Annotated in this window: 18 protein-coding genes; 6 read left to right on the top strand and 12 right to left on the bottom strand. The window is 76.3% G+C overall.

The annotated features are described in order from the left end of the window. Positions 1–152: 152 nt before the first annotated feature. A complete protein-coding gene (locus tag GC157_13285) occupies positions 153–584 on the bottom strand; it encodes a methylmalonyl-CoA mutase (GenBank protein ID MBI1378439.1) in 432 nt (143 codons plus the stop codon). 135 nt (positions 585–719) lie between these two features. On the opposite strand from GC157_13285, the gene GC157_13290 reads away from it, so the two are divergent. After that, a complete protein-coding gene (locus GC157_13290) occupies positions 720–1805 on the top strand; it encodes an alpha/beta fold hydrolase (GenBank protein ID MBI1378440.1) in 1086 nt (361 codons plus the stop codon). Between the two features lie 15 nt (positions 1806–1820). On the opposite strand, the gene pcrA is transcribed toward GC157_13290, so the two are convergent. Further along, positions 1821–4139 (bottom strand): DNA helicase PcrA, encoded by a 2319-nt coding sequence (gene pcrA, locus GC157_13295; protein MBI1378441.1) that lies wholly within the window; start codon positions 4137–4139, stop codon positions 1821–1823. A gap of 55 nt (positions 4140–4194) precedes the next feature. Next, positions 4195–6033: a hypothetical protein gene (locus GC157_13300; GenBank protein ID MBI1378442.1), complete on the bottom strand. Its 1839-nt coding sequence runs from the start codon at positions 6031–6033 to the stop codon at positions 4195–4197. Between the two features lie 123 nt (positions 6034–6156). On the opposite strand from GC157_13300, the gene GC157_13305 reads away from it, so the two are divergent. Further along, positions 6157–6879 (top strand): PIG-L family deacetylase, encoded by a 723-nt coding sequence (locus tag GC157_13305; protein ID MBI1378443.1) that lies wholly within the window; start codon positions 6157–6159, stop codon positions 6877–6879. A gap of 82 nt (positions 6880–6961) precedes the next feature. Here GC157_13305 and GC157_13310 read toward each other — a convergent pair whose 3' ends face one another. The 3 genes from GC157_13310 to GC157_13320 form a co-directional block, all read right to left on the bottom strand. After that, complete coding sequence (locus GC157_13310; protein MBI1378444.1) at positions 6962–7324, bottom strand: helix-turn-helix domain-containing protein; 363 nt, start codon at positions 7322–7324, stop codon at positions 6962–6964. Positions 7325–7490: 166 nt separating this feature from the next. Further along, entirely contained in the window at positions 7491–8159 is a 669-nt protein-coding gene (locus tag GC157_13315) for a response regulator (GenBank protein ID MBI1378445.1), read from the bottom strand. Further along, positions 8156–9703: a PspC domain-containing protein gene (locus GC157_13320; protein ID MBI1378446.1), complete on the bottom strand. Its 1548-nt coding sequence runs from the start codon at positions 9701–9703 to the stop codon at positions 8156–8158. Before GC157_13320 ends, GC157_13315 begins: the two co-directional genes overlap by 4 nt. Here GC157_13320 and GC157_13325 point away from each other — a divergent pair. Together GC157_13325 and GC157_13330 are read left to right on the top strand one after the other, a co-directional pair. Then, positions 9482–10612 carry a PspC domain-containing protein gene (locus tag GC157_13325; protein ID MBI1378447.1) on the top strand — a complete coding sequence of 377 codons (1131 nt, stop codon included), beginning with the start codon at positions 9482–9484 and terminating at the stop codon, positions 10610–10612. The genes GC157_13320 and GC157_13325 overlap by 222 nt on opposite strands. After that, the gene (locus GC157_13330; protein ID MBI1378448.1) at positions 10599–10922 is read left to right on the top strand and encodes a hypothetical protein; all 324 of its coding nucleotides are present in this window, start codon (positions 10599–10601) and stop codon (positions 10920–10922) included. Before GC157_13325 ends, GC157_13330 begins: the two co-directional genes overlap by 14 nt. A 66-nt stretch (positions 10923–10988) precedes the next feature. On the opposite strand, the gene GC157_13335 is transcribed toward GC157_13330, so the two are convergent. From GC157_13335 to GC157_13350, 4 genes are all read right to left on the bottom strand, one after another. Then, positions 10989–12380 (bottom strand): methyltransferase domain-containing protein, encoded by a 1392-nt coding sequence (locus GC157_13335; protein MBI1378449.1) that lies wholly within the window; start codon positions 12378–12380, stop codon positions 10989–10991. 108 nt (positions 12381–12488) lie between these two features. After that, positions 12489–14126, bottom strand: coding sequence for a helix-turn-helix transcriptional regulator (locus GC157_13340; protein ID MBI1378450.1), 1638 nt, complete (start codon positions 14124–14126; stop codon positions 12489–12491). Between the two features lie 44 nt (positions 14127–14170). Beyond that, positions 14171–14395 carry a 4-oxalocrotonate tautomerase gene (locus tag GC157_13345; protein ID MBI1378451.1) on the bottom strand — a complete coding sequence of 75 codons (225 nt, stop codon included), beginning with the start codon at positions 14393–14395 and terminating at the stop codon, positions 14171–14173. Between the two features lie 124 nt (positions 14396–14519). After that, positions 14520–15137 (bottom strand): hypothetical protein, encoded by a 618-nt coding sequence (locus GC157_13350; GenBank protein ID MBI1378452.1) that lies wholly within the window; start codon positions 15135–15137, stop codon positions 14520–14522. 102 nt (positions 15138–15239) lie between these two features. Between GC157_13350 and GC157_13355 the strand changes: the two genes are divergently transcribed. Then, positions 15240–16322, top strand: a complete 1083-nt coding sequence (locus GC157_13355; GenBank protein ID MBI1378453.1) for a substrate-binding domain-containing protein — start codon at positions 15240–15242, stop codon at positions 16320–16322. A gap of 7 nt (positions 16323–16329) precedes the next feature. Here GC157_13355 and GC157_13360 read toward each other — a convergent pair whose 3' ends face one another. Then, on the bottom strand, positions 16330–17730 hold the full coding sequence (locus GC157_13360) for a beta-glucosidase (protein MBI1378454.1): 1401 nt from the start codon (positions 17728–17730) through the stop codon (positions 16330–16332). A gap of 424 nt (positions 17731–18154) precedes the next feature. On the opposite strand from GC157_13360, the gene GC157_13365 reads away from it, so the two are divergent. Then, the gene (locus tag GC157_13365) at positions 18155–19282 is read left to right on the top strand and encodes a threonine aldolase (protein MBI1378455.1); all 1128 of its coding nucleotides are present in this window, start codon (positions 18155–18157) and stop codon (positions 19280–19282) included. Between the two features lie 11 nt (positions 19283–19293). Here GC157_13365 and GC157_13370 read toward each other — a convergent pair whose 3' ends face one another. Then, entirely contained in the window at positions 19294–20001 is a 708-nt protein-coding gene (locus GC157_13370; GenBank protein MBI1378456.1) for a hypothetical protein, read from the bottom strand. Positions 20002–20158: the final 157 nt, after the last annotated feature.

Consider the following 20158-nt stretch of genomic DNA (forward strand, 5'->3'; position numbering starts at 1 on the left):
CCGGTCCCGGGCCCCGGGCGCAGTGCGACCGAGGTCACAGCCGTTGGGCGACGCGGGACGGCCGGGCCGACCGTTCGGCGTGCCGGGCGTACCGCTCGCCGCCCGATCGGCGGAGCCGGGCGGGGATGGCCGGGATGGTCGAGGACGAGGCCTCAGGCGCTGGCGCCGACCCGCTCGACGACCCAGTCGACGATGCTGGCGGTGGTGGTGCCCGGGGTGAAGATCTTCGCGACGCCCATCTCCTCGAGCACGGGGATGTCGTCGGCGGGGATGATGCCGCCGCCGAACACCACGATGTCGGCGGCGTCGCGGGCGCGCAGCTGCTCGAGCACGGCGGCGAACAGCGTCAGGTGGGCGCCGGAGAGCACCGAGAGCCCGATGAGGTCGGCGTCCTCCTGGATGGCGGTCTCGACGATCTGCTCCGGTGTCTGGTGCAGGCCGGTGTAGACCACCTCGATGCCGGCGTCGCGCAGCGCCCGCGCGACCACCTTCGCCCCGCGGTCGTGCCCGTCGAGGCCGGGCTTGGCCACGATGACCCGGATGGGCGCGCCCGTCGGTGTGCGGGGGACGGTGGCGGTGCTCATCGACGGCCTCCTGGGGGGACTGCTGCGGGGGCCGCGCCACGGGGCGCGACCGGCCCGGCCGGCACTGCGTCGAGCGTAGCGAGCGGGCCTCCCGCGACGCCCCGCGGGCACCGGGGACGCTCACGCCCGGTCACGATGACGTCGCACCCGCGTCACGATGCGCGTCGCGCGGCGCGAGGTCCGGGTGGCGGCGGCTACCCTCGCGGGGTGCCGCAGGACGCCGATCCGCGCCAGGCAGCCGCCCGGGAGCCCGGGCGGCTCGAGCGGCTCGCCCAGGCGGCCGACGAGGCGCGGGCGGGCGTGGCCCGGGTGGGCCGGTCGCTGGTGTCGCCCAGCGGGGTGCGCGGCGTCGCGGTCGAGGTCGCGTGGTGGACCGCGCACCTGGCCATGTGGCCGTTCAGCATCCTCGAGGAGCGCACGCTCGACGTCGTGCACCACACGCACCTCGGCGGCCTCTCGCCCGTGCAGCGCGGCCTGGTGGTGGGCGACGTGGAGGCCGCGGGGACGCCGATCATCCTCATGCACGGCATCGTCGACAACCGCTCGGTGTTCACGCTGCTGCGGCGCGGGCTGCGCCGCCGCGGGTTCGGCCGGGTCGTCGCGGTCAACTACCGCTCCCTCACCGGCGACGTGCGCGTGCTGGCCACCCGCCTCGGCGAGGTCGTCGAGCAGGTGTGCGAGGAGACCGGCTACGAGCGGGTCCACGTCGTCGGGCACTCGCTGGGCGGCCTCGTGGCGCGCTACTACGTGCAGCGCCTGGGCGGCGACGCGCGGGTGCACACGCTGGTCACCCTCGGCAGCCCCCACGACGGCACGCTCCCGGCGTACGCGCTGCCGCACCCCCTGGTGCGCCAGATGCGCCCGGGCAGCGACCTCGTGCGCGAGCTGTGCGAGCCCGCGCCGGCGTGCCGCACGCGGTTCGTCGCCGTGTGGAGCGACCTCGACCAGATGATCGTGCCGTCGAGGTCCGCGCAGGTGGTGCACCCGGACCTCTCGGCGCGCAACGTGTTCGTGCGCGGCGTCGGCCACATGTCGCTGCCGGTCGACGGACGCGTGGTGCACGAGATCTGCACGACCCTCGCCCACCTCGACCACGACGGGCACACGCTGGCCGCGGGTGCCACCTCGATCGCGAGCAGCCGGGGCCGGTCGTCCGCCTCGGTGCCGCGCCAGCGCGCCCCGCGCGCGCAGGCCCGCGCCGCGCGCGGCCCGTCGTCCTGAGCCCCGCCCGACGGGTCAGAGCTTCTCGACCGGGGCGTAGCGCAGCAGCAGGCGCTTGGTGCCCTCCGCGCCGAAGTCGATGGTCGCCTCCGCCTTCTCGCCCATACCGCTCGTGGACACGACCGTGCCGAGCCCGAACTTGTCGTGGGTGACCCGGTCGCCGGCCGAGAGCGAGACCACCTCGCGGTTGCCGGGGCTGCGGGCGCCGGGGCGCGTCGCGGCGGCGAGCAGCGAGGGCGCCGCGCCGAAGCCGCCGCGGCTCGGCCGGCTCGCGGCCGGCCCCGCGGACGAGACCGGGTCCTCGCGGTTCCAGTGCACGAGCTCGCCCGGCAGCTCGTCGAGGAACCGGCTGGGCGGGTTGTACGACGGCGCGCCCCACGCGGAGCGCACGATCGCGCGCGAGACGTAGAGCCGCTCGCGCGCGCGGGTGATCCCGACGTAGGCCAGGCGGCGCTCCTCCTCGAGCTCGTGGACGTCGCCGAGCGAGCGCATGTGCGGGAAGACGCCGTCCTCCATGCCGGTGAGGAACACGACGGGGAACTCGAGTCCCTTGGCGGTGTGCAGCGTCATGAGCGTGACGACGCCGCCGTGCTCGTCGGCGTCGGGGATCTCGTCGGAGTCGGCGACCAGCGACACGCGCTCGAGGAAGTCGGCCAGGGTGCCCTCGGGCTGGTCGGTCTCGAACTCGCGCGCGACCGACTCGAGCTCGGCGAGGTTCTCGACGCGCGTCTCGTCCTGCGGATCGCTGCTGGCGGCGAGCTCGGCGAGGTAGCCGGTCTGCTCGAGCACCGCGGCGAGCACCGTGGCCGGCCCGCTGCCCGCCTCCACGAGGGTGCGCAGGTCGGACATCAGCTGCACGAACGCCTGGATCTGCGTCAGCGAGCGCGTGGCGATCATCGGCGCCTCCTCGGCGCGTGCGAGCGCCGCGCCGAAGGAGATCCGCTCGCGCTGGGCGAGGACCTCGACCACGGCCTCGGCCCGATCGCCGATGCCGCGCCGCGGCACGTTGAGGATGCGGCGCAGCGAGATGTCGTCGTCGGGGTTGGCCAGGGCACGCAGGTAGGCGACGGCGTCGCGGATCTCCTTGCGCTCGTAGAAGCGGACGCCGCCCACCACGCGGTAGGGCAGGCCCACCCGGATGAACACCTCCTCCAGCGACCGCGACTGCGCGTTGGTGCGGTAGAACACCGCGACGTCGCGGGCCGGGACGCCGTCCTCGTCGGCGAGGCGGTCGATCTCCCCCGCGACGAACGCCGCCTCGTCGTGCTCGTTGTCGGCGACGTACCCGATCACCTGCGCGCCGTTGCCGGCGTCGGTCCACAGTCGCTTGGGGCGGCGCGAGGTGTTCTTGGTGATGACGGCGTTCGCGGCCGAGAGGATGGTCTGCGTGGAGCGGTAGTTCTGCTCGAGGAGCACCGTGTCCGCGTCCGGGTAGTCGCGCTCGAACTCCTCGATGTTGCGGATGGTCGCGCCGCGGAAGGCGTAGATGCTCTGGTCGGCGTCGCCGACGACGCACAGCTCGGCCGGCGGCACGCCGTCGTCGCCGCGGCCCACGAGCTCGTTGACCAGCACGTACTGCGCGTGGTTGGTGTCCTGGTACTCGTCGACCAGGATGTGCCGGAACCGCCGGTGGTAGTGCTCCGCGACGTCCGGGAACAGCTGGAGCACCGAGACGGTGGAGAAGATCAGGTCGTCGAAGTCGAAGGCGTTGGCCCGGCGCAGCCGGCGCTGGTAGTCGGCGTAGGCCTCGGCGAGGGTGCGCTCCTGGTGGTTGGTGGCCCGCTCGGCGAACGTCTCGTGGTCGATCAGCTCGTTCTTCAGGTTCGACACCTGGTTGCTGAAGGCGCGCGGCGGATAGCGCTTGGGGTCGAGGTCGAGGTCGCGGCACACGAGGGTCATGAGCCGCTGGGAGTCCGTGGCGTCGTAGATCGAGAACGACGACGACATGCCCAGCCGCGGCGCCTCGCGGCGCAGGATGCGCACGCAGGCGGAGTGGAACGTGGAGACCCACATCGCCTTGGCCCGCGGGCCGACGAGCTCGACGACGCGCTCGCGCATCTCGCCCGCGGCCTTGTTGGTGAACGTGATCGCGAGGATCTCGCCCGAGCGGGCGTCGCCGGTGGCGAGCAGGTGGGCGATGCGGCGGGTGAGCACGCGGGTCTTGCCGGACCCCGCGCCGGCCACGATGAGCAGCGGCGAGCCGCGGTGCTCCACGGCGGCTCGCTGCTCCGGGTTGAGGTCGTCGAGCAGGGCGGCCGGCTCGACCGAGGCCGGGCCGCGCGACGGCTCGGGCTCGGGGCGCGGCAGGCCGAGGTCGTCGAAGAGGGTGGTCATCTCACGACGAGTCTAGGTCGCCCGTGGGACAGCGGCGACGGGCCGCCGAGGGGTGTCAGGACGTGTAGCCCAGCACCGTCACGCGGAAGTGCGACCCGATCGACGCCGTGCCGAGGGCCATCCGGCCGTTGCCCCGCAGCGCGATCAGCACGGTCTCGTGGGCCCACTCGCGGGCGCCGAACGAGACGGCCGGCATCCACCGGACCGACCCGAGCGACAGCGTCCCCTCGGTGCGGCCGCCGTGCACGTCCACGGCGAGCAGCAGCCCCGTGGCGCCGGCGGGCACGACGTCGCCGGTCATGGTGACCACCCGGGAGGTCGCGTGCAGGACGCCCGTGGGCAGGCCGACGTGGCGGGCGGTGTCGATCACTGTGGCAGGCGTGTCGAGCAGGGTGAGGGCCGCGCCCGGCGTGGGCGTGGCGTCGAACCACCCGTCGAGCCGCAGCGTCACCTGCGCGGGCGCGGCGCCCAGGTTGCGCAGGACGACGTCGCCGGAGCCCGGGACGATCACCTGCGTGCTGCGCGGCGCGGTCGTGCTCGAGCGCAGCGAGCCGAGGAACGCGCGGCCGGTGTCGGTGACCACGCCGACGAGGCCGGGCCGGGCGGTCGGCGCCACGGTGAGGGTGACCGCCACCCCCGTGACACCGGAGGCCGGCAGGCCCCCGAGCCCGGCGAGGTGCACGGTGCGCGTCTCGCGCGGCGCGAGCGGGTCGGCGCCGGAGTACACGACGGCGGCCGCCACGGCGTGGGTGGTGCCGGAGGTGACGGTGGCCGACGGCCCGGTGACCGGCGGGGCGGCCGGCACGACCGGTGCCCAGCCCACGACGTCGAGGGACACGTCGGCACCCCCGCGGTCGAGCCCCACCCGGATGGTCCCGTCCGAGGCGACCGGGAGGACCGTCGTCGACCCGTAGGACAGCGACGTCGGCGAGGTCACGACGGGGATCGACGGCGAGGACGCCGTGGAACGCAGCGACACCGTCGGCCCGGGTGCGCTGGTGCGGCCGACGTTCACCCGCACCGCGACCGCGCCGACGCCCTCGGCCGGCACGTCGCCCACGCCCGTGACGCGGACCACGGCGTCGCCGCGGGTCGTGTCCCACGACGGCTCGGCCTCGAGCCGGCACGGGGAGTCCAGGCCGGTGCCCCCGCGTGTCCCATGCACGCGGACCGCGGCCACCGGCACGAGGTCGCCGGCCGGGCCCGCGGTGGTGGACGCCGCGCCCCAGGGCGCCGAGCAGGCCGGCTCGATTGCCGAGCCGGACCAGTACGAGGTGAGCCCGGCCGCGCCGTCCCAGCTCAGCGAGAGGTGCACGTGGTTGCGGTGGCAGTACGTGTCGTAGCCGCTGGCCTTCTTGGCCGGGTCGGTGGTGCAGCCCTTGAGGTCGGTCCAGCCGTCGGCGGCGCGGTAGGACGCCCAGAAGTGGTTGTTCCACCCGATGTACATCACGCCCAGGCGCCGGGCCATCTCGGCGGGCTGGCCGTCGGCCCCCGGGGCGAGCAGCCAGTGCAGGAACGCCTCGGCCTTGGCCCGCTGGGCGGGCACGCGGTGGCTCACCATCCAGTCGATGGCGCGTCCCTCCTTGTGCTCGCTCGTGCCGCCGGAGGAGCACGACCGGCCCACGCCGATGCCGGCGCTCCCGTACGTCGTGAGCAGCAGCCGGACGAGCTTGGCGGTGCCCGGCTTGGTCGAGGGGGTGCACAGGGTCTGCCCCTCGTAGCCGGCGTAGGCGTCGATCGCCTCGGGCACCGTGCGCGGGGCGGGGACGGCCGCCCGGGCCGGCGCCGGCACCAGCACGGGGAGGGCCGAGAGCACCAGGGCCACGGCCAGCAGGACCGGGGCGGGGAGGGCGCGAGGAGCGCGGCGGGTGGGCGGCGGCGTCGCGAAGCTCATGGGAGGGTCATCGGCAGGGCCGGCGTCGTCCTTGCGCACCGTCCCTACGATGGCAGCCGAAATCCCCCGCCCGGAGCCGTGACCGCAGCAACTGGTCCGGAGACCGGACATCCAGGAGGTCCTGTGCTCGACGATTCCGAGGTCACCCGCGTCCTGTCGATCACCGCCCACCCCGACGACGTCGACTTCGGCGCCGCCGGCACCGTGGCCGGCTGGGTCGACGCAGGCGTCGAGGTGACCTACTGCGTGATCACCGACGGCGACGCGGGCGGCTTCGACCCCGACGTCCCGCGCTCGGAGATCCCCGCGATCCGCCGGGCCGAGCAGGTCGCGGCGGCCGCCGCGGCGGGTGTCACCGACGTGCGGTTCCTCGGCTACCACGACGGCTCGCTGACCGTGACCCACGACCTGCGCCGCGACCTGTCGCGCGCGATCCGCCAGATCCGTCCCCAGCGGCTGCTCATCCAGACCCCGGAGCGCAACTGGGAGCGCATCCCGGCGTCGCACCCGGACCACATGGCGGCGGGCGAGGCCGCGATCCAGGCCGTCTACCCCGACGCGCGCAACCCGTTCGCCCACCCGGTGCTGCTGCGCGACGAGGGCCTCGACGCCTGGAGCGTGCAGGAGGTGTGGGTGATGGGCCACCCCACGATCACGCACTACGTGGACATCACCGACACGTTCGACCGCAAGCTCGCCGCGCTGCGCGCGCACGAGTCCCAGACCGGCCACCTCGACACGCTCGAGGAGTTCGTGCGGGGCTGGGCCGCGCGCAACGCCGAGGCCGCCGGGCTGCCCGAGGGCCGCCTGGCCGAGGGCTTCTTCGTCGCGACGATGCCCGCCTGACGCCTCTGCGTCCCGTCGTCACCGCCCGAAGGCACGGAGATCTCGCCGGTCCCCGCGCTCTCGGGCAGTGACGTCGACGGGGTCAGGGGGTGACGGCCGGCGTCCGGACCGGGCGCAGCGCCACCTTCGCGACGCAGGCCGGCACCACCTGGGCCGCCGCGTGGTCGCGGGCGCGGTAGGCGCTCGGCGTGACGCCCACGATCTCGGTGAACCTCGAGCTGAACGACCCGAGCGACGTGCAGCCCACCGCCATGCACACGTCGGTGACCGACATCGTGCCCTGGCGCAGGAGCGTCTTGGCCCGCTCGATGCGGCGCGTCATGAGGTAGGAGTACGGCGTCTCGCCGTAGGCGGCGCGGAAGCGCCGGGAGAAGTGCGCCGGCGACATGTGCGCCGTGCGCGCGATAGCCGGGACGTCGAGCGGGCGCGCGTACTCGCGGTCCATGAAGTCGCGGGCGCGGCGCAGCGCCGTCAGCGTCGCGAGCTCGTCGGCGTCCACGTCGGCAGCGTACGTCCGGCCCCCGTCCCCTTCCCGTCGTTACTGCCGGAAGAACCGGAGACCGGGCCGATCTCCGGTCATCCGGGCAGTAACGACGGGGTGGGTTGCGCGGTCAGACGATGCGGTGCGCGGCGGCCCAGCGGGCGAGCTCGTGCCGGTTGGACAGCTGGAGCTTGCGCAGCACGGACGACACGTGGGTCTCGACCGTCTTGACCGAGAGCACGAGGTCGCGCGCCACCTCGCGGTAGGTGTAGCCGCGGGCGATGAGCCGCATCACCTCGCGCTCGCGCGGGCTCAGCGCGTCGAGGCCCTCCTCGTCGACGTCGAGGGACCCGGCGCTGAAGGCGTCGAGCACGAACCCCGCCAGCCGCGGCGAGAACACGGCGTCGCCGTCCGCGACGCGCCGGATCGCGTCCACGAGGTCGTCGCCGGAGATCGCCTTCGTGACGTAGCCGCGGGCGCCCCCGCGCACGACGCCGATCACGTCGTCGGCCGCGTCCGACACCGACAGCGCGAGGAACCGGACGTCGATGAGCTCCGAGGCGCAGGCGTCGAGCACGGCCCGGCCGCCCCCGCCGGGCAGGTGCACGTCGAGGAGCACGACGTCGGGACGCTCCCGCCGGATCACCGCGACCGCCTCGTCGACGTCGCCGGCCTCGCCCACCACCTCGACGCGGTCGCCGAGCTCGGCGCGCACGCCGGAGCGGAACAGCCGGTGGTCGTCCACGAGGACGATCCGCAGCAGCCGTGTGGACGGCGTGGCGTCCGTGCCGTCGCTCATGACCGGACCCTCGCCGCGAGCGGCGCCGGCAGCACCAGCGACACCTCGGTGCCCTCGCCCGGCGTCGAGCGCACGCGGGCGCTGCCGCCCACGCGCGCCATCCGCGCCATCACCGACTCGCGCAGGCCGAGCCGGTCGTCGGGCACCTGCTCCGGGTCGAAGCCCGGTCCGCGGTCGCGCACGAACACCTCCACGCCCTCCTGCCCGCACTCCACGTACACCGTCACCTGGCCGCCGGCGTGCTTGGCGGCGTTGACGACAGCCTCGCGCGCCGCGGCGAGCAGCGCGTCGACCCGCTCGTCGCGCGGCGCGTCGCCGACGTGCACCAGCTCCACCGCGCACGCGTACGTCGACTCGATGTCGGCGATCTCGGTCTCCAGCCCGGCGACCAGCGTGGCGGCCGGGTCGCCCACGGGCGCGTAGAGCCACCGGCGCAGGGCCCGCTCCTCGGTGCGCGCGAGGCGCGTGACCTCGTCCGGGTCGTGGGCCGAGCGCTGGATGAGGGTGAGGGTCTGCAGCACCGAGTCGTGCACCTGCGCGGCGACCTCCGCCCGCTCCTCGGACCGGATGCGGGCGCGGCGCTCGGCCACCAGGTCGCGCCACCAGCCGAGCACCACCGGCAGCAGCACGAGCGCGACGCCGAGCACCGCGAGCAGCGCGGCGGCCAGGCCCTTGAGCGAGTCGACGAGGCTGCCCTGCGAGGCGAGGACGCCGAGCACGCCGAGCGCCACGAGCGCCAGCCCGAGCGCCACGCGGGGCCCGGCGTAACGGACCGCCGTCCGGGTGGTGGCCCGCGCGCTGGCGCCGACCTCGGCGAGCAGCTCGGTGCGGCGGGCGTCGTCGGACTGGCGCCACAGCAGCGCGACGCCGGCCCCCACGAGCACGAGCGGGGTCACCCACGTGCCCACGAGGTCGACCCCGCGCAGCGAGAGCAGGAGCAGGACGCCGACGGCCAGGACGCCCAGGCCCAGGGCGCCGGCCAGGTCGCGGCCCTCGGCCCGTCGGCCCGCCTCGCCGCGGGCGCCGTGGTCGAGCGGCAGCCAGGCCCAGTAGGCGGCGTAGAGCACGAGGCCGAACCCGCTGGCCAGGGTGAGGAGCACGAACAGCGCGCGCACCAGGCGCACCGACCAGCCGAGGTGGGCCGCGATGCCCGTGCACACGCCGCCGAGGACGCGGCCGTCCGACACCCGGGTTGCCCGGCGCGGTTGACTGGGTGCGTGATCCACGTGTCCATGATCCCCGGCGCGGCCCCGCGGCACATCGGGGTCCGGCCCGGCCCTCGCGTCAGGGTCCGGCCGGGGTCGGTTCAGGGCTGATCCCGGATGTGGCGCGACCCCGCCCGGCCGGAAGGTGAGGGCATGAACGAGACACCCACCATCGCCGAGCCGACCGGCACCGGTCCGCAGCCCGAGGGCGCCGGACCGTCGACGGCCGCTCCCCCGCCGCCCTACCCGCCCGTGTACGCCCGCGTGCCGCGTCCCCCGCTGCGCCGCTCCCGCACCGACCGCGTGCTCGGCGGCGTGTGCGGCGGCATCGGCCGCCACTACGACGTCGACCCCACGCTGCTGCGCATCCTCACCGTGGTGCTGACCATCTTCACCGGCGGCGGGTTCGCGATCGCCTACCTCGTCGGCTGGATCTTCATCGAGAACGAGCCCGAGCTGCTCCCGGCGGCCCTGCCGGGCGGCCCCGGCAGCTGGCCCCCGCCCGGCTCCTACCCGCCCCCCGTCGCGCCGCAGCCGGCGGGCACTGGCTACGCGGCCGGCGGCACCGGCGTCTACGTCGACCCCGGCAGCGGCGCGGTGGCCGGCTCCTACGGGCCGCCTGCCCCGCCCGCCCCGCGCGAGCCGCGCTCCTACCTGGGGCTGGTCGCGGTCTCCCTCGCCGTGCTCGTCGGGGGCGTGCTCGCCCTCGTCGAGGTGGCGGGGGCGGACCTGCCCGACGCCGTGATCCCCGCGTCGATGCTGCTCGTGCTCGGGCTCGGCCTGCTGGTCGGTGCCGTCCGCGGGCGGGCCCGCTGGCTCATCGCACCGGCCGCGCTGCTGCTCGTCATCACCCAGGCCGCCGCGCTCGTGCCCTCGCTGAGCACGGCGACCTCCGGCGGGGTCGGGCAGCGCCGCTGGACGCCGACGGTGTCGGCACCGGCGCCCTTCGACCTCGGGATCGGCGAGGCGCGCCTGGACCTCGGCCGGCTGCCGGCCGGCCCCGCGACCGTCACCGCCCACGTGGGCCTGGGCCACCTGCTCGTCACCGTGCCACCGGACACGACCGTGCACCTGCACGGCACCGTCGGCGCGGGCGACATCACGGTGCCCGGCCAGCCCGACCAGTCGGGCACGAGCCTGCGCACCGACACCACGATCGACGCCGTGACGGGGACCCCCACCACGACCGTCGACCTCACGGCCGACATCGGCCTCGGACAGCTGGAGGTGCGTCGTGCGACGTCATGACCTCGACTGGATCTCGCTCATCGCGGGAGCGGCCTTCGCCGGACTGGCCCTGCTCTACCTCGTGGCCACCTCGACCGACCTGACCGTCGACGCCCGGATCGTCTGGCCGGTGCTGTTCGTGGCGCTCGGCGCCGCCGGCGTGGCCGCGGCGGTGACCGCCACGCGCCGCGAGGAGTCGGCCTACGCCCGGGCGCAGGTCTCCGAGGCCGGCACCGCCGTCGCCGTGCCGGACCTCGGCGACGCCGGGGTCGGCACGCCGCCCGACGACGCCCCCGCGGACCCGAACGGGCCGCCGGGTCACGGGGGCTGACGGGACGGGAGACCGACGACGGGACGCGCACCACGCGCGTCCCGTCGTCGTCGCGTGGGGCTGCTCTCAGCCCAGCAGTGCCAGCACCCGCTCGCGCACGCTCGGGTGCAGCCGCTGCACGAGCGCGTCGTCCACGCGCGCCCGCAGCGCGCCGTTGACGGCGGAGAACGCCAGGCGCAGCGCCACGAACAGCGTGAGGTCGAGGATCGCGGCGTCGTCGAGCCCGATCGAGCGCAGGGCCGACACCTGCTCCGGCGTCGTCGCGCGGGGCGCGAGGGCCAGCTGCCGCGCCCACGCGGCCAGCGCGCGCTCCCGCTCGGTGAGCGGCTCGTCCCGGCCGGTGAGCACCGCCGCCGAGACCTCCGGCGAGCCGAACCTTGAGAGCCGGTCGCCCCACGCGGCCGAGCAGTAGGGGTCGCCGGCGTGCGAGGCCGCGGCCGACACCAGCACGCCCCGGTCGACCAGGTCGAGACCCACCCGGTCGACGAGCTCGCCGAGCAGGGCGAAGAGACCGTCCAGCGCCGCGGGGTCGTGCATCCACAGCCGGGTGGCGTTCATGACGAAGCCGAGCTCCTCGACGTCGTCGTCGATGAGCCGCTGGCCCTCGGGCGTCAGGGGTGCGGACCCGAGCAGCGACGCGTCGGCGGCCGGCGCGGGCGGCGGCGCCGGCTGCGGTGCCCGCGCCGTGAACGCCACGACCGGGAGCACGGCGCGCAGGGGCAGGCCGTGGCGCACGCGCTCGGCGGCCAGCTCCTCGGCGTGGCGGAGGAACTCCTCCTCCCCGATCGCGCGGATCGCCTCGTAGGCCGGACCGGTCGAGGCCAGCGCCCGCGCGTAGCCCTGCGGGTCCGGGAACTCCCAGGCGAAGGGGACGTCATGGCGGCGGACGTCGGTGAACCCGTGGTCGGCCAGGGCCTGCTCGCCCACGCCGGGGCGGCCCAGGGCGTTCATGGCCGACTGGTCGGCGAGCTTGTCCGACGGCGCGAGCCGGAAGGGCGCCAGCGCCCACGAGCCCTCGGCGGCCTTGAGGTGGCCCCACACCGTGAGGCAGAGCCGGCCCGAGGGCCGCAGCACGCGGCGGACCTCCTCGAGCACCTCCGGCGTGGTGCCCCAGATGCCGCGGCAGCTCGTCACGACGTCGAAGGAGGAGTCGGGCCACGGCAGCGCCCGCATGTCGCCCACCCGCACGTCGCCGTCGGGCACCCGCTCGCGGGCGACCGCGACCAGGCGCTCCGAGGCGTCGATGCCGGCCACCCGGGCACCGGCGACGCCGGCCAGCTCGAGCGCGAGGCCGGAGCCGCACGCCACGTCGAGGAGGCGGTCGCCCGGGCGCAGCCGGGCCAGGCGCTGGACCGCGACGTACTCGCGGCAGTTCGCGGGCTCGGACAGCGAGGCGAAGTCGGCGGCGCGCCGGCCCCAGCCCTCGTCGACGGTGAGCCACTGCTCGGGCTGCGGCATGCGGTTCTCCTCGGTGGGTCGGCCCCGCGCGGCGGGACGGCGGTGTCGGGCGGTGTCGGGCGGGCGCAGGCTGGTGCGCCGGCGCGGGCGGCGTGCCGGGCGGTCGCGCTAGATCAGGCCATGGCCGGCGGCGTAGGCCGTCGCGGCGGCACGGGTGCCCAGCCCCAGGGCGGTGAGGATGTTCGAGACGTGGCGGTGGACCGTGTGCTCGCTCAGGTGCAGGGCGGCGGCGATCTCGGCGTTGGTGCGTCCCTGCGCGATGAGCCGCAGGATCTCGGTCTGCCGGGCGGTGAGGGGCGAGGCGTCGGGGCCCGCGCCGAGCAGCGACCGCGCCCGCTCGAGGTGGGCGCCGGCCGCCAGCGCGGCGAACGCGTCCGCGGCCAGGAGCACCTGCTCCCGCCCGGACCCGCGATCGCCCTCGGCGAGCAGCGCCTCCCCCAGGCGCAGCCGGGCCTCGGCCTCGTCGAACCGCAGCCCGGCCGAGGCGTAGCGGCGCACCGCCTCCGACCACCGCGCCACGGCGTCCGGCCCGTCGTGCAGGGCGGCCTCCACCGCGGCGGCGTGGCCGAGGAGCGCGTCGGTGCCCACCAGGTCCGCGGTCTCGCGCAGCTCGTCGGCCACCGCCGCGGCCGTGTCGCGCTCGCCGGCGGCCAGGGCCGCGGCGGCCGCGGCCGGCAGCACCGCGGCGCGGGCGAGGCGGTGGGCCGGCGGGATCTGCGCGAGCTGCTCGGCGAGCATGCGCCGCGCGGCGGGGGCGTCCCCCCGGGCCAGACGCACGAGAGCCCGGCTCACCACCGCCTCGGGCACGAACTCCGCCTGCGCGAGCAGGGCGTCGGCCTCGTCGAGCCGGCCCTGGCGCCGGCGCAGCTCGCCCAGCTGCGCCACGGCGTCGAGGCGCGAGCCGCGCTGCGACCCGGCCAGCCGGTCGAGGGCGCCGGTGAGCTCGCGCTCGGCGTCGGGCCAGGTGCCGCGCGAGACCTGGAGGGAGGCGTACTGGATGCGGCAGACGTTGAACAACGGGCGCAGGTCTCGGTCGAGGCAGATCGTCTCGACCCGACGGCACCAGTCGGCGGCGCGTTCGACGTCCTGGGTCTCGTGGCAGGCCACGATCAGCCAGCAGCAGATCTTGCCCATCCACATGAGGTCGCTGACGTCGCCAGCGGTGGCCCCGGCGACCGCGGCGTCCAGGCGTGCCATCCCCTCGGCGAGCTGGCCCCCGCTCACCTGCGCCAGGCCGGAGAACGCCTGGCCGGCCAGCTCGAGGTCGCTGTCGCCGAGGCGGTGGCCGAGGTCCCGGGCACGCTCGGCGGACGCCTGCGCGGCCACCTGGTCGTGGCCGAGGGCGAGCGCGAGCTCGGCCTCGCGCACCGCGAGCCACCCGTGCTCGGCCGCCTCGGGCACCGCGCCGAGCAGGTCGCGCGCGCGCCGTGCCCAGCCCTGGGCCACGGCGGCGCCCCGGCCGAAGAGCAGCGAGTCCCAGGCCAGCGCGGTGGCGGCGCGGGCCGCGCCGAGGTCGTCGCCCGCGGCGCGGTGGCAGCGGTAGGCCGCCTCCCGCGACCCGAGGCAGACCTCGGCGTCGTCCTGCCACCACGCGCATTGCGCCAGTCCCTCGAGGGCGGCAGCGTCCTCGCCGTCGGCCAGCACCGCGCGGAAGCCCGCGGCGGCCCCGGCCCAGTCCCCCTGCGCCAGCGCCGCGCGGGCCGCGTCGAGGGCGGAGGGGCCGGCAGGCACGGGCTCAGCCTCCATCGGGGCGCGCGGGCGCGGCAAGACCGCCGTGAGCACGGTGGTCCTCAGACGCCGACGCCGGCCGCGAGGGCGCGCAGGTCCTCCGTGGTGAGCGGGGTCCCCGCGATGGCCCACGACCCGCTCGCGACCTCCTCGACGACGCACCAGGTGACCGGGCGCATGTTCTCGCCCTCGACGGCCACCAGGGCGTCCGTGAGCCGACGGACGATCTCGTCCTTCTGCTCCGGGGTGAAGACGTTCTCGATCACCTTGACCTGGATGAACGGCACGGGGGCCTCCTCGAGTCGGGTACGACGCCCGCCAGCGTGCCCGCCACTCGCGTCGTCGCGCGTCGGCCGCGTCGGCCATCTCGGTGGCCGGGCCGGCATGACCGGTCCGGGCCATGCGCGCCGGTCAGCCGGACCGGTCCTCGATCTCCCAGGCGTGGTCGAGCACGTGCCAGGCCGTGCGTCGCACGGCGTACGACGCCGGCCACGGGCCCTCGGCCGTGCCGGCGAGCAGGGCGGCGACGAGCTCGGCGCGCATCACCGCGACGTCACCGGGGGCGCGATAGGGCGGGTGGCGCACGCCGACCTTGCGGGCGTAGGCGCGCTCGGCGTCCTCGACGTGGCGCACCACCTCGTCGCGGTCGCGGCCGCCCCCGCGCGGGCCGCGCCGCAGGGCCGCCGGGGCGCCGGCGGCGACGTCGGCGAGCACCGCCCACGACGCCTCGAGCAGGGCGACCTGGCGGCGGCGCGCGGCGGGCGTCGCGGACGCGGACTCCGCGGCGGCGGGACGCGAGGGCGCGCCGAAGTCCGTGGTGGTGTCGCCGGGCACGCGCTCGACGACCTCGAGGCTCACGGACGCCGGCAGCGCGAGCCCCGCCCGGCGGGCCACGACGGCGTAGCGGTCGGCGTAGGACAGGAGCGCCTCGAGCGCCGACGCCTCGTCGCGCCCGGACCGCGACCAGCCCGGCCAGGGCAGCGCGGAGGCGAACGTGCGCGAGCGGCCCTGCTCGACGACGACGGGGATCCGGGTGGCCACGCGCCCACCGTGCCAGGCCGGTCCGACGGCGCGCACCCGAACCGGCCCTCGGCCCGCGACGGGAGTGGGAGCGCTCCTAGGATCGGGGCGATGACCACGACGCCCCCGCCCGACGACGCGGCCGACGCGACCGACGCGACCGAGTCCGGCGGCGCGCGTCCGCCCTCGCGCCCCACGCTGGAGATGGTGGCCGCGCGCGCCGGCGTCAGCCGCGGCACGGCGAGCCGGGTGCTGTCCGGGGCCACCAACGTCAGCCCGCAGGCGGTCGCCGCCGTCACCGCCGCCGCGGCCGAGCTGCGCTACCGGCCCAACCTCACCGCGCGCAGCCTGGTCACCGGGCGCACCGGGCTGGTGGGCCTCGTGGTCAACGAGACCAACGAGCGGCTGTTCAGCGACCCGTTCTTCGCCGGCATCGCGCGCGGCGCGCACGCCGCGCTCGCGGCGGCCGGCGTCGGGCTCGTGCTCTCGCTCGCGGCCGACACGGCCGAGCGCGACCAGCTGCTCGGCCTGGCCGCCGACCGCCTCGACGGGCTGCTGGTGGTGCACGGCCACGGCGACGCCGAGCTCGTGGAGAGCCTGGTCGCCTCGGGGCTGCCCGCGGTCTACGCGGGACGGACGAGCACGGCGTCGCGGCAGGACCTGTGGTGGGTCGACTCCGAGAACGAGTCCGGCGCCCACGAGGCGGTGGCGCACCTCGTCGGCCGCGGACGGCGGCGCATCGCGACGATCACCGGGCCGCTGGACATGGGGGTCGGCGTCGACCGGCTCGCCGGCTGGCGCCGGGCCCTGACCGAGGCCGGGATCGAGCCGGACGACGCGCTCGTGGCGCACGGCGGCTTCAGCGTGGAGTCCGGACAGGAGCGCATGGCCGAGCTGCTCGCGCGCGACCCCGGCATCGACGCGGTGTTCGCCGCCAACGACCTCATGGCCGCCGGCGCGATGCGGGTGCTGCGCGAGCACGGCCGCGTGGTGCCCGACGACGTCGCCGTGGTCGGGTTCGACGACAGCGAGACGGCGCGGCAGTCCGTGCCGCCGCTGAGCTCGGTGCGCCAGGAGGTCGAGCGCGCGGGCCACCGCATGGCCGAGCTGCTGCTCGAGCTCGTGGGCGGCGCCGGCGAGCCGCGCCAGGAGGTGCTCCCCACGCACCTCGTGGTGCGGGAGAGCTCCGGCTGACGCCCGGCTACGCCCAGCCGTTGTCGCGCACGACGCCGGAGTAGGCGCGGGCGCTGGACTTCACGATGCGCTCCTGGGTGTCGTAGTCGACCCGCACGACGCCGAAGCGGCGCGTGTAGCCCCAGGCCCACTCGAAGTTGTCGAGCAGCGACCAGACGAAGTAGCCGCGCAGGTCGACCCCGGCGTCGACGGCGTCGAGCGCCGCGCGCAGGTGCGCGTCGATGTAGCCCCAGCGCTGCTGGTCGTCGACGGCGCCGTCGACCACCTCGTCCTCGTAGGCCGCGCCGTTCTCGGTGATGTAGATCGGCGGGGCGTCGTACTCGCGGGCGATGCGCTCGAGCACGTGGGTGAGGCCGGCGGGGTCGACGTCCCAGCCCATGTGGGTGCGCGGCAGGCCGCGGTCGAGCAGGCCGACGTCCTCGAGCCCCACCCACGGGGTGGGCCGCTCGCCCTCGGCCGGCGGCACCGGCTCGGGCAGGCCCTGCGCGACGAACGAGCTGTAGTAGTTGACGCCGAGGTGGTCGAGCTTGGTCGAGATGGTCTCGAGGTCGCCGTCGTGCACGAACGACAGGTCGGTGAAGCGCGCGAGGTCGGCGACGACGTCGGCCGGGTAGGTGCCGCGCAGCACGGGGTCGAGGAACCAGCGGTTCTGCATGCCGTCGAGACGGCGGGCGGCCTCGACGTCGGCCTCGCTGTCGCTGGCCGCGGTGACGTCGTAGAGGTTGAGCGTGATGCCCACCTGGGCCGGACGCCGGCCCCCGCGCAGCGCCTGCGCGGCCAGGCCGTGGGCCAGCAGCAGGTGGTGCGACGCCGTGATCGCGGCGACCGGGTCGGTGGCGCCCGGCGCGTGCTCGCCCGAGGCGTAGCCGAGGAACGAGGAGCACCACGGCTCGTTGAGCGTCGTCCAGCTCCGCACCCGGTCGCCGAGGCGGTGCTGGGTGATGGCGGCGTACTCCGCGAAGCGCAGCGCGGTGTCGCGGTTGCGCCACCCGCCGAGGTCCTCGAGCTCCTGCGGCAGGTCCCAGTGGTAGAGGGTGACGAACGGCTCGATGCCGCGCTCGAGCAGGCCGTCGACGAGCCGGTCGTAGAAGGCCAGGCCGGCGGCGTTGACCTCGCCGCGCCCGGCCGGGATCACCCGGGGCCAGGCGATCGAGAAGCGGTACGCCGAGAGTCCGAGGTCGCGCAGCAGGTCGAGGTCGGACTCCCACCGGTGGTAGTGGTCGCAGGCGACCGAGCCGTCGGACCCGTCGAGGATCGCCCCGGGCCTGGCGCACAGGGTGTCCCAGATGGACCGGCCGCGGCCGTCCTCGGTGGTGGCGCCCTCGATCTGGAACGCGGCGGTCGCCGCCCCCCACACGAAGCCGTCGGGGAATCGGCGCGGGGTCCTCGCCTCGACCGGGGTGGTCAGCGCGGGTACGGCGGTCACGGGGGTCACCTTCCTGAAGCGTGCGTCGTGCTCGTGCGGTGGTGCGTCGTGCTGGCGGGCCGGTGCGGGCCGGCGTCCCCCGCCGCGCCGGTCGACCACCCTGGCACGCCGGGGCGGCGCGCGCGGAGGCGGGTCGAGGCTCCCTCGATCCCGACCCGCCTCCGCGCCGGCGGCGGGCGGCTCCCCCGGCCCGGGCCCCTGCCCGTGCCGAGCACCCGACGTCGACGCCTGCCGCGCCGCCGGCGGGCCGGACACCGGTCCCCCCGCGGCTTGGGAGCGCTCCCACAGCCTGCCGCGGGCGCGCCGGGCCTGTCAACGTCCGGGGCCGCCCAGCGGTGGCGCAGCCGTGTCGGCCCGGGCGGCGCGGGGAATCCGGGGCGGACGTCGGGGCCGGGCGCCGTAGCGTGTGGCCGTGCCATCCGAGGAGAAGGCCGCGCTCGCGGCGCGCAGGAGAGCGGCCCTCGACGCGTGCGGTCGCACCCTGGTGGGCCACCGCGGCGTCGGCCCCGAGCAGGCGCTGGAGCGGGCCGCGCAGGCCGTCACCACCGACGCGCTCGACCGCTACGGCGAGGGCGGCGAGGTCGCCGCACTGGAGGCCGAGGTGGCCGCGCTGCTCGGCAAGCCCGCGGCGGTCCTCATGCCCAGCGGGATCATGGCGCAGCAGGCGGCCCTGCGCGCCTGGTGCGACCGCTCGGCGAGCCGGGCGGTCGCCGTCCACGCCCTCTCGCACCTCGTGCTGCACGAGCTGGGGACCCTGACCGAGCTGCACGGCCTGCGGGTGCAGCACCTCACCACCGACCCGCGCCCCTCGACCGCCGCCGACCTCGAGGAGCTGGCCGAGCCGCTGGCCGCCGTCGCCGTCGAGCTCCCGCTGCGCGACGCCGGCTACCTGCTGCCGGACTGGGACGAGCTGGTCGCGCTGAGCGAGGCGGCGCGGGCGCGCGGCGTGCCGCTGCACCTCGACGGGGCGCGCATCTGGGAGTCGCAGCCGTTCTACGACCGGCCGCTCGCGGAGATCGCGGCGCTCGCCGACTCGGTCTACGTGTCGTTCTACAAGGGCCTCGGCGGGCTGGCCGGGGCCGTGCTCGCCGGGCCGGAGGACCTCGTGGCCCAGGCCCGCCGCTGGCAGTGGCGCCACGGCGGGCGGCTGTTCTCGCTGCTGCCCTACGCCGTCCTGGCCCGCCACGGGCTGCGCACCTACCTGCCACGCATGGCCGCCTACCGCGACCGCGCCGTCGAGCTCGCGGCCGCCCTGGCCCGCCTCGACGGGGTGCGTGTGCTCCCGGATCCCCCGCGCACCAACGGTTTCCGCGTGTTCGTCGACCTGCCGCACGAGCGGCTCGAGACGGCAGGGCTCGAGCAGATGGAGCAGGACGGCGTCGCTGTCAGCGCGTGGTGGCGCCCCGCCGAGGTGCCCGGCTGGTCGATGACCGAGGTGGTCGCCGGCGAGGCGACGCTCGAGTGGGACGTCGAGGAGCAGGTGGCCGCCGTGGCCGCCCTGCTCGACCGGGCCCGGGGCCTGCCGGGGGACTGAGCCCGCAGGCGCTAGTGGCGCCGGGCGCTGGCCGGCGCACCGGCCCCGACGTAGAGGACGGCACCGGCCACGAGCGCACCGAGGGCGGACCACACGAGCACGGGGTCGGCCCCGGTGCGCGGCAGCTGGGCGCTGTTGCCGGTGCTCGGCAGGGTCGTCGGGTCGCCGCCCGAGCCGCTGCCCGCGGCGGCGGCGCTGCCCGAGGCGGTCGGCGTCGCGCTGTGGTGCGTGGGGCTCGCGGACGAGGTGGGCTTCGCGGTCGCCGTCGGCGAGGTCCACGGCGAGGTCGGCTGGGTGGGCGAGGGGTCGCCCACGAGGGTGTCGGAGATGACGCCGGCCACCGGCACCGCGTGCGACCCGTCGTCGTCGGTGTAGACGAACGTGGCCTGGAAGGCGCCGAGGGCCGCCGCGCCGATCGCGTCGCACGTCGTGCCCGTGTCGCCGGTGGTGAACCTGTTGGACGCCGTCTGCCCGTCCTCGGAGGTCCACTCCAGGACGCCGATGGTGTTGGGCGCGAACCCCTGCACGGAGATGCTGAAGGGCAGCGTCACCAGCGAGCCCCCGGGCAGCGCCGGGCCGCTGCAGTCGGCCGACTGGTGCAGCACGAGCTCGCCCACGGGGGCGTCGGCGGACGCCGCGGGGGCGGCCGCCAGGGCGGCCCCGGCCAGGCCCAGCAGGAGCAGCGTCGCGGCGGCGGCGCGCCGGGGAACGGGGGTCACGCGCACCAGGATGACGCCTCGGAGCCGTCCTCGGCCACGGGACTCGCCCGGACGGGTGAGCGCCGACAGCGCAGCGTCACCCTCCCGGGCCCGATGTCACGGGTGGATCGGTCGTCTCCCGGGCCGGGAAGCAGCCCTTCCACCGGTGACGTCGCGA

The sequence above is a fragment of the Frankiales bacterium genome, from assembly GCA_016125335.1.
GTDB lineage: Bacteria > Actinomycetota > Actinomycetes > S36-B12 > CAIYMF01 > Longivirga.